We start from the raw sequence: 13,450 nt of genomic DNA, 5'->3' as shown, positions 1-13,450 counted from the left end.
CATGTTTGGCAGGGGTTATGGTTTTTCTACCGGCTTTCCCCAAGGACCGCCGACAGGCGCTCGACAACGTCTGCTTCGGCAACACCTTCGTTGGCGCCTTCATGAAAGACAGCGCAACTTGCCGTGTCGTCGCCATTAACGCAGCGATAGACCGCCACTTCGCTGCCCGGACCGCCGCCGGTGTGTCCGCTCAAGATCAGGCCGCCTGCCACCGCGCCCTGCATCAGTCCGAGGCCGTAACCCGCAGACATCCAAGGGCGTCCGGGAATCGGGCCGCCGAGTACGCGTGCCGTTTGCATCGCTTGCAGCAGCGCGTTTGGCAGAAGGTTGCCGGCCAACAGACCGTCCAGACAAAGCGCGGCTTCCTCAAGTGGGCCGACGAGCAAGCCATGATAGACCCAGCCGGGGTCGTAGGTTGGCGCGCTGCCCCTGTTCACGCTCTCCAGATCGGCTGGCGCTTTGGCGAGGCGTACGCGAGATAAACCGAGGGGGGCGAACACACGCTCCGCCAGCGCTTCTTCAAGCGTGCGCCCCGTCACGCGTTCAATCAGTCGCACGACGAACAGGTAGCCGACGTTCGAATAGCGCCAACCGTTCCCCGGTGCGTAGCGCAGCTGGCTGGCATCCAGGCGTTGCAGCATTTCATCGGGCGACCAGGGCGTCTCATGGTGGGCAACGGCGTTGTGGTAGTCGGCGAGCTCGCCATAATCCGCCAGCCCGGCCTCGTGCCGCAGCAATTGGCGCAGCGTGAAGGGGCCTTCAGCAACGGTGTCGTCGAGGTCGATCAAGCCGTCACGTACCAGCGACAGCGCGGTGGCGGCGAGCACAGTTTTGGTAAAGCTCCACCAGGGCACAGCTGTATCAGGCTGTTCAGGCGTGAGAAGCAAGCCGTTCGATACAAGGGAAAAAAGCATCAGTCGACTCTGGAGGGAGGAAGGTGCGTATCGCCTAGGTTCCCGCTGATCAAGCGTGCCCCAACGCAATCGCAAACGAGACGACGATCATGCACGCAAAGGCAAAATTTAGATTCATGAAGTTTTCATCCAAAGCATGTGTGATGGCGCCATCTTGAGCAGGTCACAAAAAAATAAAAAATTCGGCTTCATGATATGAATCATCGAAAGAATTGATATCCGGTTGGTTTGTGTTTATCCCGCGCTTTGCCGACAAACTGGGAGCGGTGATCACCGAGCGCCCTGTGGCGTCGGGTAATGTCGAGGACTATCAAAAGCTCGGGATCGAGGTGGTGCAGGCGGATACGTGAAGCGCCCCATCAGTACTTCGCGACTTGGCAGGTCGTCCAATCGCTATGGATGACCCTGCAAAAAAAACCGTGCGTTTATGGCGTCCCGAACATTGCCGTCCAGTAAATCCCCGAATCACTCTTCGGATCTACCGCATACGCAGCCCCCAACTCCCGGTACTGCGGGTTCATCAGGTTCGCGCAGTGACCGGCGCTGGACACCCAGCCATCGACCACCTTGCGCACAGAGTCTTGCCCGGCAGTGATGTTCTCGCCGATCTGCCCGCCGCTGTAACCCGCCAGTTCAGCCCGGTCACCCGGCGTACGACCATCGCGGTCCTTGTGATCGAAGTAATTGTTGTTGGCCATTGACCGGGAGTGCTCCTCGGCCGCCGTCGCGAGCGTGACGTTCCAGGTCAGTGGCGTGGTGGCGGCAAAGGATTGCGTGCCGCACTGGCGAGCCTGGGTGCGCGCGGCGTTTAGCTCGGCCAGCAGCTTCTGGCCTTCCGCCTGCCAGTCGCCCAGGCGAGCGCTCAACAGCGGTCGTGCCAGCACGATGCGCCACTCGCGGTCTTGGTGGCTCACGCCGACATCGACGAACTGTGGGTCCAACACGATCTGGCAAAAACTTTCCTGAATGGCTTTCATCGCCGACGGCGCATCGCGCGGCCCGGACAGGCTGATCGCCTGTACGTTCTTCATCGGATAACCCGCGGTCGCCATCGCCTGCTGCAGATTGCCGATGCTGGTGGCGGACAGCGCCAACCGTGGATCGCCTGCCAGCGGTGGCAGTTCCTGTGAGACCTGACCCGCGCACCGCTGCACCTGGCTGCGGTAGAGGTTGATCGAATCAATCAGTTGTGTCTCGTCGACTGCCAACGCATTCACGGCGAACAACAGACTCAGTGACAACGTGGCAAAACGCGTAACGGACGATTTGAAACGCATGGTAATCCCCTTGAGCTGACTGCGCCCATGATGCGCGATTTCACCCCCGCAAGTGCAATGCCTTTTCGCACCCAAATGCAGTTTTTTTGCTTGTCTGTAGGAATGACTTTTCGCAACTACAATCAAGCAAAGTCGCCCAGCGTGGCGTGCTCCCGGTTCAGTCGGAAGGGTTGATCATGCGAGTTATCGGGATAGCCGCCTGCTTCGCAATAACCCTTGTCTTCGGCCACGCCACTGCATCTGAGCAGGAGCAAAAAAAGGAAGTGGCTGAAGACAAGGCCGAGGCCCTTGAACAAAAAGCTGCGGAGAAGGGCTCCGATGTACCGGTGCCCAAGTCCGAAACCATCACCACATCCGAAGTTCAGGCGGTAGATCCAGCCGGTCAGTCGCCCATGGACGATGCAATTACCTGTCTGGCCCGTTCCATTTACTGGGAAGCCAAAGGCAAATCGCCCGCCGACATGGAAGCCGTCGCCAGCGTCGTCATGAACCGATTGGGCCATGAGGGATTTCCGGAAACAGTATGCGCCGTGGTCAAGCAGGGGTCAGAAAGCAAGAATTGTCAGTTTTCGTGGTGGTGTGATGGACGCTCGGATCAGGTCCAGGAAGAAACCCAATACGCGACTGCCAAGGAAATCGCGCGCAAAGCGCTCAACAAACAACTGAACGACCGAACCCATGGCGCGATCTATTTTCACGACAGGAATGTGAAACCCAATTGGGCCAGGAGATACCTCAAGACCACCGAGACCGCGATGTTCCTCTTTTATAAGCCGCGTGGTGGGTCGGCGCGTTAGAACTACTTAACGAGCGTGCTCAAAGTTTGTAGCCGATCTGCCGCAACAGGTTCTTGCGCCACAGGATGTCTTCCTCGTCTTCAAAGCCACTGGCACAGAAACCATCCACGACGCCCAGAATCGCTCGCCCTTGTTCCGTCTCGGCGAGAACGACTTCAGTCGGGTTGGCCGTTGCGCAAAAAATACGGCACACCTCTGGCACCATTTTGACGGTGTTCAACACGTTCAGCGGATAGAAACCTTCGCCGAGGAAAATGATGAAGCTATGCCCTGCGGCGATGGCTGCCGCATTCTTCTGGGCCAGTTCAATCATGGCGGTGTCGGTGCCGGACCCCCTTACCAGGCATTTTCCGGAAGCTTCGCAAAAGGCCACGCCAAAGCGGATGCCTGGCACGGTATTGACCAATGCTTCGTGGATGTCCTCGACGGACTTGATGAAGTGCGTCTGACCCAAGATGAAGTTCGTCGCTTCCGGTTTATCGATTTCCAACGTGATGAGTTGCATCTCAAACGCCTCCTTCACGATGTTGCTACCAGGGGCTTGCCACACATCAAGCATAGCTACCCATAGGTTTTGTGATCGCCGCCGCGTTGGATACTTGGACATACAAACGGCCCCGGTGCTGACACAGTGCAGATACATCAGTGCGTTTTCATGGGCAAGTCCGGCGCGGTCACTACCGTCCGGAACTGCTAAGCCTATTGATCGACCGTACTCCGGCGGCTCATGTGCATGAGCGCAGTGCGCAGTGCGCATCCGACGCTGGGTGACCGGTACGGTGGAAGAAATCAGTCGTTAACGGCAGATACAAAAAAGGGGACTCGGAAGTCCCCTTTTGCTTGTCTGGGCTTACAGTTCCATCCCCAAAAAGATCAGCGTGTTGCCATGGGCCTCAACCGCTGCGCGCTGGTTGTAGCTGTCGCGGTGCGAGCAGTTGAAGCCATGTTCGGCTTCCGGATACACGACAATTTCCACGTTATCGTTGGTATCGAAACGCTCGGCGATTTGCTCCACGGCTTCCAGTGAAATGTGGCTGTCCTGCTCACCGAAGTGCATCAGCAGCGGCACCTCGATTTCATCGGCCCGGTCCAGATGATTCTGGATCCCGCCGCCGTAGTAGGCGATGGCCACGTCCACCAGCCCATTGGCGGCGGTGTGGTACGAGAGCAGGCCGCCAAAGCAGTAACCGATGGAAGCAATGCCGCCGTCCAGGCCGGGCTGGGCTTTCAAGGCATCAATGGCTAGTCCGACGTCGTCTTGCGCCTTGCCGATGTCGGTGGCGTTCATCAACTCGACCGCTTTTTTCCAGCCGGCTTCGTCGTAGCCCAGTTCGATGCGCGGGCCACTGCGCCAGAACAGGTCCGGTGCAATCACCAGATAGCCGTCGGCCGCGTATTGCTCGACGACCGAGCGGATGTGTTCATTCACGCCGAAGATTTCCTGGATCAACACGATCCCCGGGCCTTTGCGGGTGTGCGGAATTGCCAGGTAAGCGCCGAATTTACCGTCGGGGCTGTCGATCTCGATCCATTGGGTGGTCACGCTCATGGTGGCTCCTGTCTTCGCATGTGAGTGGGGTGAGGCTTATTGGGGTTGTGTGGCCTGGAAGCTTAGGAGTGCCTGCATACGTTAAGATTGCTCCGTTCTTGTGGAGTGCGAGGCATTATCGACGTGCTGGTGTTTAGCGATTATTACGACGCCAGAAAAATCGAGCCAGCAGCGCATCGAGGCTGAGCTTGCCGGCACCCGAGAGCAACAGCGGCATAAAGGCCGCGAGGTAGATCAGCGGCAGTTTGAAGTTGCCGTGACCCTTGTTGCTGATGGCGTAACCCTGAGCAAGGTCACTCAGTGTAGACCAATCGGCGGGCCAGTGAACGGCAGCGGTCGCGACGACCGTGACCACGATCAAAATGATTGCCGAGATCCGCGTTCCCAGGCCGACCAGTATGGCAAGGGCGCAGATCAGTTCGGCCCACATCGACAGTTCCCAGTTCAGCGTGGCCGGAACGTGGTTGAAGGGAAACGGGAAGCTGTCCTGAATATCGGCGAACCAGTTTTCGCCATTGAATTTTTCCAGGCCGGACTCGAAGAACTCCCAAGCGAGAAACACCCGCAGAGTCAGCGGCGCGATCCAGCTGCCGGCACGGTCGAGGTTCAGGTGCAGGCCTTTCACGGCCGATGAGAGTGAGGTGGTCATGGGCTTGATCTCCGTTCAGTCAGGGGAGTGGGGCGGCGGCGTGCCCCACGCAAGGGGTTACTTGCCGGCGATGATCAGGCCGAGGGTCAAAGAAGAAGTCGAGAGCTTGAACATGGTGATACTCCGTAGCATTGAGTGAGTTGAGCGCTTTGACCGGCGTGGCCAATCGACAGGCACAGTTCATCAAACAGGTGTATCTGCGATGTGTCTTTGGCGCGGGGTTTTAGGGGCTGGGTGTGTCGGGGGCGCGGCTGTATACACTCTGATACGTAAATCACTGATCCCTTGTGGGAGCGGTGTTTTTGAGAGCGTGTGATCCAGCACCGACCAGCGGCGTCTAGCGTCAGTGTCCCCGCAATCCCATGGGGCGAGACTTCGGAACCTGGCATGCAAGCGCTGTTGAACGAGATCCTTGACGCGGTACGCCCCTTGATCGGCCAGGGCAAGGTGGCTGACTACATTCCCGCCCTTGGCACGGTGCCGGCCGATCAGCTGGGCATTGCGGTGTATGGCAATGACGGCGAACTGTATTGCGCCGGCGATGCCCACACGCCGTTCTCGGTGCAGAGTATGTCCAAGGTGTTCAGTCTGGTGCAGGCCATTGAACATTCCGGCGAAGCCATTTGGGAACGCCTGGGTCACGAGCCTTCCGGGCAACCGTTCAATTCGCTGGTGCAACTGGAGTTTGAGCGCGGGCGCCCGCGTAATCCCTTCATTAACGCCGGTGCGCTGGTGATCTGCGACATCAACCAGTCGCGCTTTGCCGCGCCGGCGTTGTCCATGCGCGACTTTGTCCGCCGGCTGTCCGGCAACCCGCAAGTCATGGTGGATGGCAAGGTCGCCGAGTCCGAATACCTGCATCGCGCGCGCAACGCTGCGATGGCTTATCTGATGCAATCGTTCGGCAATTTCCATAACGACGTCGAAGCGGTGCTGCGCAGTTACTTCAGCCATTGCGCGCTACGCATGACCTGCGTGGATCTGGCCCGGGCGTTCTGTTTTCTGGCCAACGACGGTTTCTGCAAACACAGCGGCGAACAGATCCTCAGCGCCCGCCAGACCCAGCAGGTCAACTCGATCATGGCCACCAGCGGCCTCTACGATGAAGCCGGCAACTTTGCCTATCGCGTCGGTTTGCCCGGCAAAAGTGGTGTGGGCGGGGGGATTGTCGCGGTGGTGCCGGGGCAATTCACGGTGTGCGTCTGGTCACCGGAGTTGAACACCGCCGGCAACTCCCTCGCGGGCATGGCCGCGCTGGAGTTGCTGAGTCAGCGCATTGGCTGGTCGGTGTTCTAGACACGGTGGTGCCGGGTCACAGTGGTCTTTTAGCTTAGGGGGTGACGGGCTGCCGGGTTTTCGATTCCGGTCAGGCGTGCGGGTAATGACGCTCCAGGGATTTTCCTATACATTTTCCGGCCGCTCATTGCATGGTGAAACCGCTTCATGTCTCTTGCGCTCGAACGTCTAGTCGCTGGCACGCCTATCCCTTTCGCCGGCAATCGTGTCTCTGTGGTCAGCCCCGAACTGGCCGCGCGCTTTCAGCCCGGGGACCATTTGCTGGTGGAGCAGGTCAGCGGCGAGTTGTTGCTGATCCCGGTGGCTGACCAGCAAGCGGCGGCCATTGCAATCGAGCGTGCCGAAGCGGCTTTCAGCGCAATGTCCGCGGTCTCGGATCAAGCCATCAGCGAGTTCTTTGATCGCTTTGCCCAACGCCTGGAAGATCCTGACTGCTGGGCCTTGATCGAAGCCGCCAACCTGGCTGACATCGAGCGGGCCAAGACCCGCGGACGTTCCACCACGCGGCTTCTGGCGGATGAACGCATGCGCCGCGACATGATCGCCGGCCTCAGGGCCTGGCGCGATGCGTCTGCCACGCGCGGCAAAGTGCTCAGTTGCGTCGAGCATGACGGCTGGAAAGTCGAGCAAGTGGTCTCGCCCTTGGGCATCGTCGCTTTCGTCTTCGAAGGCCGACCGAACGTCTTTGCCGATGCTGCCGGTGTGTTGCGCACGGGTAACACGGCGGTGCTGCGCATCGGCAGCGATGCGTTGGGCACGGCGCAAGCCATCGTCACCCACGCGTTGAATCCGGCACTGAGCGACGCCGGGTTGCCCACTGGCGCGGTGTCGCTGGTGGAAAGCGTCAATCACGCCGCCGGCTGGGCGATGTTCGCCGACCGGCGCCTGTCGCTGGCGGTGGCCCGGGGTTCGGGTCGTGCCGTCAGCCAACTGGGTAGCATCGCCCAACAGGCCGGCACCGCCGTCAGCCTGCACGGCACCGGTGGCGCTTGGCTGATCGCCGACAAGGTCGCCGACGCCAAGCGCTTTGCCGCGGTGGTGCGCAACTCGCTGGATCGCAAAGTCTGCAACACCCTGAACGTCTGCCTGATCCACCGTGACCGTGTCACCGAATTGCTGCCGTTGTTCCTGGACGCGCTGCAACAGGCCGGCACCGCACGGGGACAGGGCTGCAAATTGCACATCGTCGAGGGCAGCGAGCAGCACTTGCCGAGCGATTGGCAGACCGCAAGCGTTGAGGTGTACCGCGCCGAAGGCTATCAAACCGAAGCGTTGGCCGAACCGCTGCCCGAAGATCAGTTGGGCCGCGAGTGGGAATGGGAAGAAACCCCGGAAGTCAGCCTGAAGATCGTCGATGACCTGGACAGCGCCATCGCGTTGTTCAATCGCTATAGCCCGCAGTTCACTGTGTCATTGATCAGTGAGGATGCCGAGGCTCAGGAACGCTTCTACAACGCGGTCAACGCACCTTTTGTCGGCAACGGGATTACCCGCTGGGTCGACGGGCAATACGCGCTGAACAAGCCGGAACTGGGTCTTTCGAACTGGGAAAGCGGTCGACTGTTTGCTCGCAGCGCGATTCTCTCGGGCGACGGGGTGTTCACGATCCGTAGCCGTATGACCCAGACGGATCTGTCGGTCAAACGCTGAGGCGGCACTCCGACCCCAGGCGACGGCCGCACTATACTTAATGTGCGTCTGTATTGGCGTGGCGAGCACTCCAAAACGAATCAGATGTCCCATAACGCTCGCCTGAGAGGCAGAGGGCTGCATAGCAAATGGGACGGACAGCGCATCTGATTACGTGAGGAGGGTTGCACCATGAAACTTCATTCGTTTCAACATTACTCTCAGGATCTGGAAAGGGGCGTTCACGACACGTGGATTACCGCCAGGGTGAAGTCAGCCCTGGCAATGGCCGAACCAAGCTTCGGCCTGCAAATCCATGTCAAAACCCATGGGAGCACGGTGGCGTTGAGCGGTCGCGTCAACACCCATAAACAGTGTGAGCAGGCTGTTGCTCTGGCCCGTTCGGTTCAAGGAGTCGTCGAAGTCGATGCCAGAGACTTGCTGACTCACGTGTTCACGCCAGGCACTTTTCCAGAACCACCCAACGCCGAAGAGAGCGCTGAGAGTAGGCCACAATCGTCAACCAAGACGGACGATAAATGACCCTGTCGATCGCGTCAGCGCAGCGCTCCCGTGAGCCGGGAGCGCTGCATCGATCATCTCGCGGCGAGTAAATTCAAGCTTCAGGCTGCTGCTTCTACGGATCGAGCTTGAAGGGCGCAGGTGTCCGGATACTCTGCCAGCGCCACGAAACTGCGGCTGTTGGCATCCAGGGCGTCGACCGAACCGGTCTCGATGTCGTAGACCCAACCGTGCAAATTCAACAGGCCTTTCTCCTGAGCCAGGCGCACGCTTGGGTGCGTCTGGATATTGGCCAGTTGCGCGATGACATTCTCCCGAACCATTGAACTCACCTTCGCCGCATCACTCGCGTGAGGACGGGATTCGTTGATGACTTTCGCCGACTCGGCATGTTGCAACCAGCCGCTGACGGCGGGCAGGTGGTCCATGCATTTACACTTCGCGACGGCGGTCATGGCGCCGCAATCCGAGTGGCCGCAGATCACAATGTCAGTAACGCCCAGCACGGCGACCGCATATTCGACCGTGGCCGACACACCGCCGGGGTGCGGGCTGTAAGAGGGCACGATATTGCCGGCGTTGCGGATCACAAACAGTTCACCGGGTTCTTGTTGGGTCAGCAGTTCTGGCACGACCCGGCTGTCGGAACAGGTGATGAACAGCGTACCCGGATGCTGGGTGGTGGCCAGGTGTTTGAACAAGTCGGTGCGTTGCGGAAAGGCTTCCTTCTGAAACTTCAAAAAACCTTCTATGAGCGCTTTCATGGCGATGTCCTCATGCGTGAGTCGAATGAATATTTTGTAGCAGCTGCCGAGCCCGCGAGGCTGCGTCCGAGGCGGGCCGCGTTCGGACGAAGTCCTCGCAGAACTTAGAAAGGACGCAGTGGCAGGAACTTGCCGTCGAGGGTTATCACTGCGCGGGAGCCGCCTTCCGGGTCGTCGACTTTCTTCATGTCGAGCTTGAAGTTGATCGCACTGATGATGCCGTCGCCGAATTGTTCATGAACCAGGGCTTTCAAGGTGGTGCCGTAAATCTGGATCATTTCGTAAAAACGGTAAATGGTCGGGTCGGTCGGGACACCCGAGAGGCTGCCGCGCAACGGGATGATCTGCAGGCGGGCCACGGTGTCGGCGTCCAGGTCCAGTTTTGCGCCAATGACTTTGGCGGCGCTTTCCGGCAGCGAGTGCTGACCGAGCAGGGCGGCGGTGACGTAGGCCAGGCCCAGGCCGGTGCCATCGGTCAGGTCCTGCCAGGACAGGTTTTTACGCGCTTTTGCATCGAGGATCGAGGTCGTCAGGGCCAGACTTGGGTCGTTGTAAGCGTGAGACTGTTGCATGGGGTTTCTCCTGCCGGGGTGGTATTGCTTGGGTGTGGAGCAATCTTCTGCCGATCGATCCATAGCGTCCAAGACCCATATACAATGCAGCGCATAAGCACAGCCTATAGAGGGTGATACACCATGCTGCTACGACATTTGCGCTATTTGCTGGCGGTTGCCGACCACGGCGGCTTCACCCGTGCCGCCGAGGCGCTTCACGTCTCGCAACCGACCCTGTCCCAACAGATTCGGCAACTGGAAGAAACCCTGGGCGTGAGCCTGTTTGACCGGACCTCGCGCAGGGTGAAACCCACCGATGCGGGACAGGCCTACATCGAATGCGCTCGTCGGGTGCTGGTGGAACTGGAGGCAGGTAAACGTGCGCTGCATGACGTGAAGGACTTATCTCGCGGGACCTTGCGGCTGGCCATGACGCCAACGTTCATGGCGTACCTGGTGGGACCGTTGGTGCGCGATTACGTGGCGCGCTTTCCGAACATCCATCTGCAGATTTTCGAGCTGTCGATGGATGACATCGAAGCCGGTCTGGTGGATGACTCACTGGACATCGCCATCGCGTTTACCCAGGTCAGAAATGCCGACATCGAGTCCATCCCGGCGTTTACCGAAACGTTGGGCGTCATGGTGGGGCGCGATCACCCGTTATACGAAAGCCAGGTTGCGTTGTCCGCTGAAGAAGTGGCGCAACTGCAATTTGCGCTGCTGGCTGCGGACTTCGTTACCCGCACCCGCATTGACGAGTACTTTGCCCGGGAGCAGATCACGCCGAAGGTGGTGATCGAGGTCAACTCGGTGAGCACCTTGCTGGAAGTCATTCGGCACACGGCCATCGCCACCATCCTTCCGGAGCCCATTGCCACCGAGGACCGCGCGTTGCGCAAAATCCCGTTGTTGGGAGAGTCGCCCAAACGAGGGGCCGCGCTGCTTCGACGCAAAAACAACTATCACAGTGCGGCGTCGGTGGCGTTTATGGAGCTGGTGTTGGGTGCGGCTACAGTTGAGTCGACGACGTCAGTCATCCATTGATTGGCACACGCCACTGGGTGCCTTGCCAGTGGAGGACACCGTGACCGAGTCATCATCGGTGAGGATGATCGAGATGGTGTAGCCCGAACCCTTGGCTTCGAAGCGGCGATCGTTGATGGCTTTGGTGGCGGCTTCCTTGCTGTTGATTAATACCGGCCCGTCCTGATCCGCCTGGACGACGATGTTTCCGGGACAGTCCATATTGAATGAGGGAACTCCGGGGACGCTGTTTGCAAGGGCAGCACTGGCCATCACCAGCAGCAGCAAGCCCGTCAGATGTTTTTTCATCGCAAACCTCCAATGATCCAGTGCACACGGTTAACGATAGCGTTGTTTGGTGCGCACGAGACAAACAAAAAGGCCCCGCTCGATGTAACGAGCGGGGCCTTTTTAGGGATGGGGTCTGGAATAAAACCCCTGGGAGGTATCAGGAGAACCGATCAATCACCCGAACTTCGTTCTGGTACTGCATCGATGCCCACGCCTGTTTCAGCGTTTGCAGAACATGACCGATGAAGTCCTTGTCGGCCGCGGCTTTCTTGCCGACATAGCCTTGGCCGCGACGGTACATCTTCAGTCGGGCGAGCAGGTTCTGGTTGTTCTTGTCGAACTCCGCTTCATGGGCGTGAGGCGACAGGCAGTCGATATGCACCTGGCCCGACTTGCTGATCCACAGAATATGGCTGTCATGGCTGTCTTTTTGCGCAGCGAACAGATGAGCCAGTTCATCGATAGTGGGTTGATTGTTCAGATTCATAGTAAGCCCCTTGACCATTTGGTGATCTTTCAAAGTTGATTCGCTAATACAGGTAGCCCATCGGTTAGTTGATCCCTGGCACCGAAACCAGGACGTCAGCGGTCGGCCGCCAAATTGACGGGGTCACGCATCTGTTGCATGTAGTCGTGTTGAATAACTGCTACGCAATAGCGTCACAACGAGGAGAAGCAGCGAAAACCTTCAGGCCACTGCCGACATTTTCAGGGTCGGCCACAAGCTTCATGAGGATTGATCGCCAGCGTTTCTCGTCCTTGTACTGGACGTTCAAGCCAGGTCAGCTTCTTCAATCTGCCTTGTGGGCAGCGTGTATCCGGGAAAAACAGCTCGGCGGTCAGACGAGCTTGTTCAAACGTGTTGCCTGTACTCCCGATCGGGGAGATGTCTGCATCATGCAAGGGCAAATCGGACGCGTCAACGGTTTTGTAGTGATTATTTTTGGTCACTACATATTGTCGGACAAAGTCGTTTGGAATTAAAAAGCGCGATCGGAGGGCGCCAGTCAGGACGATGGCGGCGATATCTGGAATCGGTAAAAGGTGCAGGGATAACCGTCTACCGATAGCTGATGCAGGGTGAACTCGCCATGGGTGAGATTAGCTATGACCCGGGCCCAGAACGCCCGCGCAGGCTGGTTCGCGTCGAGGTGGAAAATTTGCCATTGACCGGGGAACCGGCTCAAGAGGGTGGAAACGACAAACTTCGCGACGCCTTGGCCACGAAAGCGCCGACTGACAAAAAAGTAGCCAATGTTGTGCTCGGCGCCGTGAGTATGGGTTTCGTCGTCCACGGTCACGAAACCGGCCAATTCTCCGTCGACCTTGATCAGAAACGGCCGGGTTTTGGGTTTGCGCCAGTAACCCGGTTTAGGCTGGGCGTTGAAGAAGCCATGCTCCCCGAGCTTTAGCGGCAGCCACTCGCTGAAGTCATACAGATAGAACTGCATCAGGTTTTCGATCGTTTCCAGTTCGTCGCGCTGGGCAGCGTGCAGTTCTATCAAGGGCATGCGGGGTGCTCCTGAGGCACTCAGTGCGGGGCGAAATCGTATTTCCCACCTTTTTTCAGTGCGGCTTGATAGGCCGGGCGAGCCTGGAAGCGTGCAATCCAGGACGCTATATGAGGATAGTCGCCGAGCTTGCCCTGGGCTCTGGCGATCTCGCCGATAAAACTCATCTGGATGTCGGCGGCGCTGCATTCATCGCCTAGCAGGTAATCGGACTGGCTCAGCGCCGTGTCGAGGTAGCCCAGGTAGTTGGCCACCTCCGAGTCGATCCGCGGATGCAACGGCGCGCCGGCTTCACCAAGACGCCCGACATACAGGTTCAACATCAGTGGCAACATGGCCGAACCTTCGGCGAAATGCAGCCACTGCACGTATTCATCATAGGCGGGGGTGGACGGATCGGGTTGCAGGCGCCCGTCGCCATGGCGGCGAATCATGTAGTCGATGATCGCGGAGGACTCGATCAGCTTCTGCGCCCCATCTTCGATGACCGGTGATTTACCCAGGGAATTGATCGCTTTCAATTCCGGCGGTGCCAGGTTGGTCTTCGGGTCGCGCTGATAACGTTTCAGCTCGTAAGGGATCGCCAGTTCTTCCAGCAACCAGAGAATGCGTTGGGAACGGGAGTTGTTCAGGTGATGCACGATAATCATGGTCGATGCCTTATCAGAAAG

Annotated in this window: 16 protein-coding genes and 1 pseudogene; 6 read left to right on the top strand and 11 right to left on the bottom strand. The window is 58.7% G+C overall.

Annotated elements, in window-relative coordinates; genetic code table 11:
• Positions 1-26: 26 nt before the first annotated feature.
• Positions 27-914 (bottom strand): serine hydrolase domain-containing protein, encoded by an 888-nt coding sequence (locus ACYZTU_RS16875; RefSeq protein ID WP_461964332.1) that lies wholly within the window; start codon positions 912-914, stop codon positions 27-29.
• A gap of 248 nt (positions 915-1,162) precedes the next feature.
• Between ACYZTU_RS16875 and ACYZTU_RS16870 the strand changes: the two are divergent.
• Positions 1,163-1,264: pseudogene (locus tag ACYZTU_RS16870) on the top strand (DeoR/GlpR family DNA-binding transcription regulator); the annotation flags it as partial.
• Positions 1,265-1,339: 75 nt separating this feature from the next.
• Here ACYZTU_RS16870 and ACYZTU_RS16865 read toward each other — a convergent pair.
• On the bottom strand, positions 1,340-2,191 hold the full coding sequence (locus ACYZTU_RS16865; RefSeq protein ID WP_461964331.1) for a CAP domain-containing protein: 852 nt from the start codon (positions 2,189-2,191) through the stop codon (positions 1,340-1,342).
• A 176-nt stretch (positions 2,192-2,367) separates the two neighbouring features.
• Between ACYZTU_RS16865 and ACYZTU_RS16860 the strand changes: the two genes are divergently transcribed.
• The gene (locus ACYZTU_RS16860; RefSeq protein ID WP_461964330.1) at positions 2,368-2,988 is read left to right on the top strand and encodes a cell wall hydrolase; all 621 of its coding nucleotides are present in this window, start codon (positions 2,368-2,370) and stop codon (positions 2,986-2,988) included.
• A gap of 19 nt (positions 2,989-3,007) precedes the next feature.
• On the opposite strand, the gene ACYZTU_RS16855 is transcribed toward ACYZTU_RS16860, so the two are convergent.
• The 3 genes from ACYZTU_RS16855 to ACYZTU_RS16845 form a co-directional block, all read right to left on the bottom strand.
• The gene (locus ACYZTU_RS16855; RefSeq protein ID WP_461964329.1) at positions 3,008-3,493 is read right to left on the bottom strand and encodes an adenosine-specific kinase; all 486 of its coding nucleotides are present in this window, start codon (positions 3,491-3,493) and stop codon (positions 3,008-3,010) included.
• A 345-nt stretch (positions 3,494-3,838) separates the two neighbouring features.
• A complete protein-coding gene (locus ACYZTU_RS16850) occupies positions 3,839-4,537 on the bottom strand; it encodes a dienelactone hydrolase family protein (RefSeq protein WP_461964328.1) in 699 nt (232 codons plus the stop codon).
• A 133-nt stretch (positions 4,538-4,670) separates the two neighbouring features.
• Positions 4,671-5,186 carry an HvfX family Cu-binding RiPP maturation protein gene (locus ACYZTU_RS16845; protein WP_461964327.1) on the bottom strand — a complete coding sequence of 172 codons (516 nt, stop codon included), beginning with the start codon at positions 5,184-5,186 and terminating at the stop codon, positions 4,671-4,673.
• Positions 5,187-5,573: 387 nt separating this feature from the next.
• On the opposite strand from ACYZTU_RS16845, the gene glsB reads away from it, so the two are divergent.
• From glsB to ACYZTU_RS16830, 3 genes are all read left to right on the top strand, one after another.
• Entirely contained in the window at positions 5,574-6,482 is a 909-nt protein-coding gene (gene glsB / locus ACYZTU_RS16840) for a glutaminase B (RefSeq protein ID WP_461964326.1), read from the top strand.
• A gap of 147 nt (positions 6,483-6,629) precedes the next feature.
• Positions 6,630-8,132 (top strand): aldehyde dehydrogenase family protein, encoded by a 1,503-nt coding sequence (locus ACYZTU_RS16835; protein WP_461964325.1) that lies wholly within the window; start codon positions 6,630-6,632, stop codon positions 8,130-8,132.
• Between the two features lie 171 nt (positions 8,133-8,303).
• Positions 8,304-8,654: a BON domain-containing protein gene (locus ACYZTU_RS16830; RefSeq protein ID WP_461964324.1), complete on the top strand. Its 351-nt coding sequence runs from the start codon at positions 8,304-8,306 to the stop codon at positions 8,652-8,654.
• 80 nt (positions 8,655-8,734) lie between these two features.
• Here ACYZTU_RS16830 and ACYZTU_RS16825 read toward each other — a convergent pair whose 3' ends face one another.
• Together ACYZTU_RS16825 and cynS are read right to left on the bottom strand one after the other, a co-directional pair.
• A complete protein-coding gene (locus tag ACYZTU_RS16825; RefSeq protein WP_461964323.1) occupies positions 8,735-9,397 on the bottom strand; it encodes a carbonic anhydrase in 663 nt (220 codons plus the stop codon).
• A gap of 104 nt (positions 9,398-9,501) precedes the next feature.
• Complete coding sequence (gene cynS, locus ACYZTU_RS16820; RefSeq protein WP_461964322.1) at positions 9,502-9,969, bottom strand: cyanase; 468 nt, start codon at positions 9,967-9,969, stop codon at positions 9,502-9,504.
• A 123-nt stretch (positions 9,970-10,092) separates the two neighbouring features.
• On the opposite strand from cynS, the gene cynR reads away from it, so the two are divergent.
• The gene (gene cynR, locus ACYZTU_RS16815; protein ID WP_461964321.1) at positions 10,093-10,998 is read left to right on the top strand and encodes a transcriptional regulator CynR; all 906 of its coding nucleotides are present in this window, start codon (positions 10,093-10,095) and stop codon (positions 10,996-10,998) included.
• Here the strand turns inward: cynR and ACYZTU_RS16810 are convergent.
• The 4 genes from ACYZTU_RS16810 to ACYZTU_RS16795 all read right to left on the bottom strand — a co-directional run bounded on the left by ACYZTU_RS16810 (position 10,984) and on the right by ACYZTU_RS16795 (position 13,429).
• Positions 10,984-11,286, bottom strand: a complete 303-nt coding sequence (locus tag ACYZTU_RS16810) for a hypothetical protein (protein WP_461964320.1) — start codon at positions 11,284-11,286, stop codon at positions 10,984-10,986. The genes cynR and ACYZTU_RS16810 overlap by 15 nt on opposite strands.
• 139 nt (positions 11,287-11,425) lie before the next feature.
• Positions 11,426-11,755 carry a hypothetical protein gene (locus ACYZTU_RS16805; protein ID WP_282381476.1) on the bottom strand — a complete coding sequence of 110 codons (330 nt, stop codon included), beginning with the start codon at positions 11,753-11,755 and terminating at the stop codon, positions 11,426-11,428.
• A gap of 520 nt (positions 11,756-12,275) precedes the next feature.
• A complete protein-coding gene (locus ACYZTU_RS16800) occupies positions 12,276-12,779 on the bottom strand; it encodes a GNAT family N-acetyltransferase (protein WP_461964319.1) in 504 nt (167 codons plus the stop codon).
• A 20-nt stretch (positions 12,780-12,799) separates the two neighbouring features.
• Positions 12,800-13,429 (bottom strand): glutathione S-transferase family protein, encoded by a 630-nt coding sequence (locus ACYZTU_RS16795; protein ID WP_461964318.1) that lies wholly within the window; start codon positions 13,427-13,429, stop codon positions 12,800-12,802.
• Positions 13,430-13,450 lie beyond the last annotated feature (21 nt).

The organism is Pseudomonas sp. HLT2-19-2, from assembly GCF_054898005.1.
Note: the sequence above shows the minus strand (reverse complement) of the source record. Positions and strands in the feature narration are given on the sequence as shown.

Excerpts from the sequence above, each read along its gene's own strand:
- ACYZTU_RS16875 (WP_461964332.1), bottom strand. The coding sequence starts at position 914 with ATGCTTTTTTCCCTTGTATCGAACGGCTTGCTTCTCACGCCTGAACAG.
- ACYZTU_RS16865 (WP_461964331.1), bottom strand. The coding sequence starts at position 2,191 with ATGCGTTTCAAATCGTCCGTTACGCGTTTTGCCACGTTGTCACTGAGT.
- ACYZTU_RS16860 (WP_461964330.1), top strand. The coding sequence starts at position 2,368 with ATGCGAGTTATCGGGATAGCCGCCTGCTTCGCAATAACCCTTGTCTTC.
- ACYZTU_RS16855 (WP_461964329.1), bottom strand. The coding sequence starts at position 3,493 with ATGCAACTCATCACGTTGGAAATCGATAAACCGGAAGCGACGAACTTC.
- ACYZTU_RS16850 (WP_461964328.1), bottom strand. The coding sequence starts at position 4,537 with ATGAGCGTGACCACCCAATGGATCGAGATCGACAGCCCCGACGGTAAA.
- ACYZTU_RS16845 (WP_461964327.1), bottom strand. The coding sequence starts at position 5,186 with ATGACCACCTCACTCTCATCGGCCGTGAAAGGCCTGCACCTGAACCTC.
- glsB (WP_461964326.1), top strand. The coding sequence starts at position 5,574 with ATGCAAGCGCTGTTGAACGAGATCCTTGACGCGGTACGCCCCTTGATC.
- ACYZTU_RS16835 (WP_461964325.1), top strand. The coding sequence starts at position 6,630 with ATGTCTCTTGCGCTCGAACGTCTAGTCGCTGGCACGCCTATCCCTTTC.
- ACYZTU_RS16830 (WP_461964324.1), top strand. The coding sequence starts at position 8,304 with ATGAAACTTCATTCGTTTCAACATTACTCTCAGGATCTGGAAAGGGGC.
- ACYZTU_RS16825 (WP_461964323.1), bottom strand. The coding sequence starts at position 9,397 with ATGAAAGCGCTCATAGAAGGTTTTTTGAAGTTTCAGAAGGAAGCCTTT.
- cynS (WP_461964322.1), bottom strand. The coding sequence starts at position 9,969 with ATGCAACAGTCTCACGCTTACAACGACCCAAGTCTGGCCCTGACGACC.
- cynR (WP_461964321.1), top strand. The coding sequence starts at position 10,093 with ATGCTGCTACGACATTTGCGCTATTTGCTGGCGGTTGCCGACCACGGC.
- ACYZTU_RS16810 (WP_461964320.1), bottom strand. The coding sequence starts at position 11,286 with ATGAAAAAACATCTGACGGGCTTGCTGCTGCTGGTGATGGCCAGTGCT.
- ACYZTU_RS16805 (WP_282381476.1), bottom strand. The coding sequence starts at position 11,755 with ATGAATCTGAACAATCAACCCACTATCGATGAACTGGCTCATCTGTTC.
- ACYZTU_RS16800 (WP_461964319.1), bottom strand. The coding sequence starts at position 12,779 with ATGCCCTTGATAGAACTGCACGCTGCCCAGCGCGACGAACTGGAAACG.
- ACYZTU_RS16795 (WP_461964318.1), bottom strand. The coding sequence starts at position 13,429 with ATGATTATCGTGCATCACCTGAACAACTCCCGTTCCCAACGCATTCTC.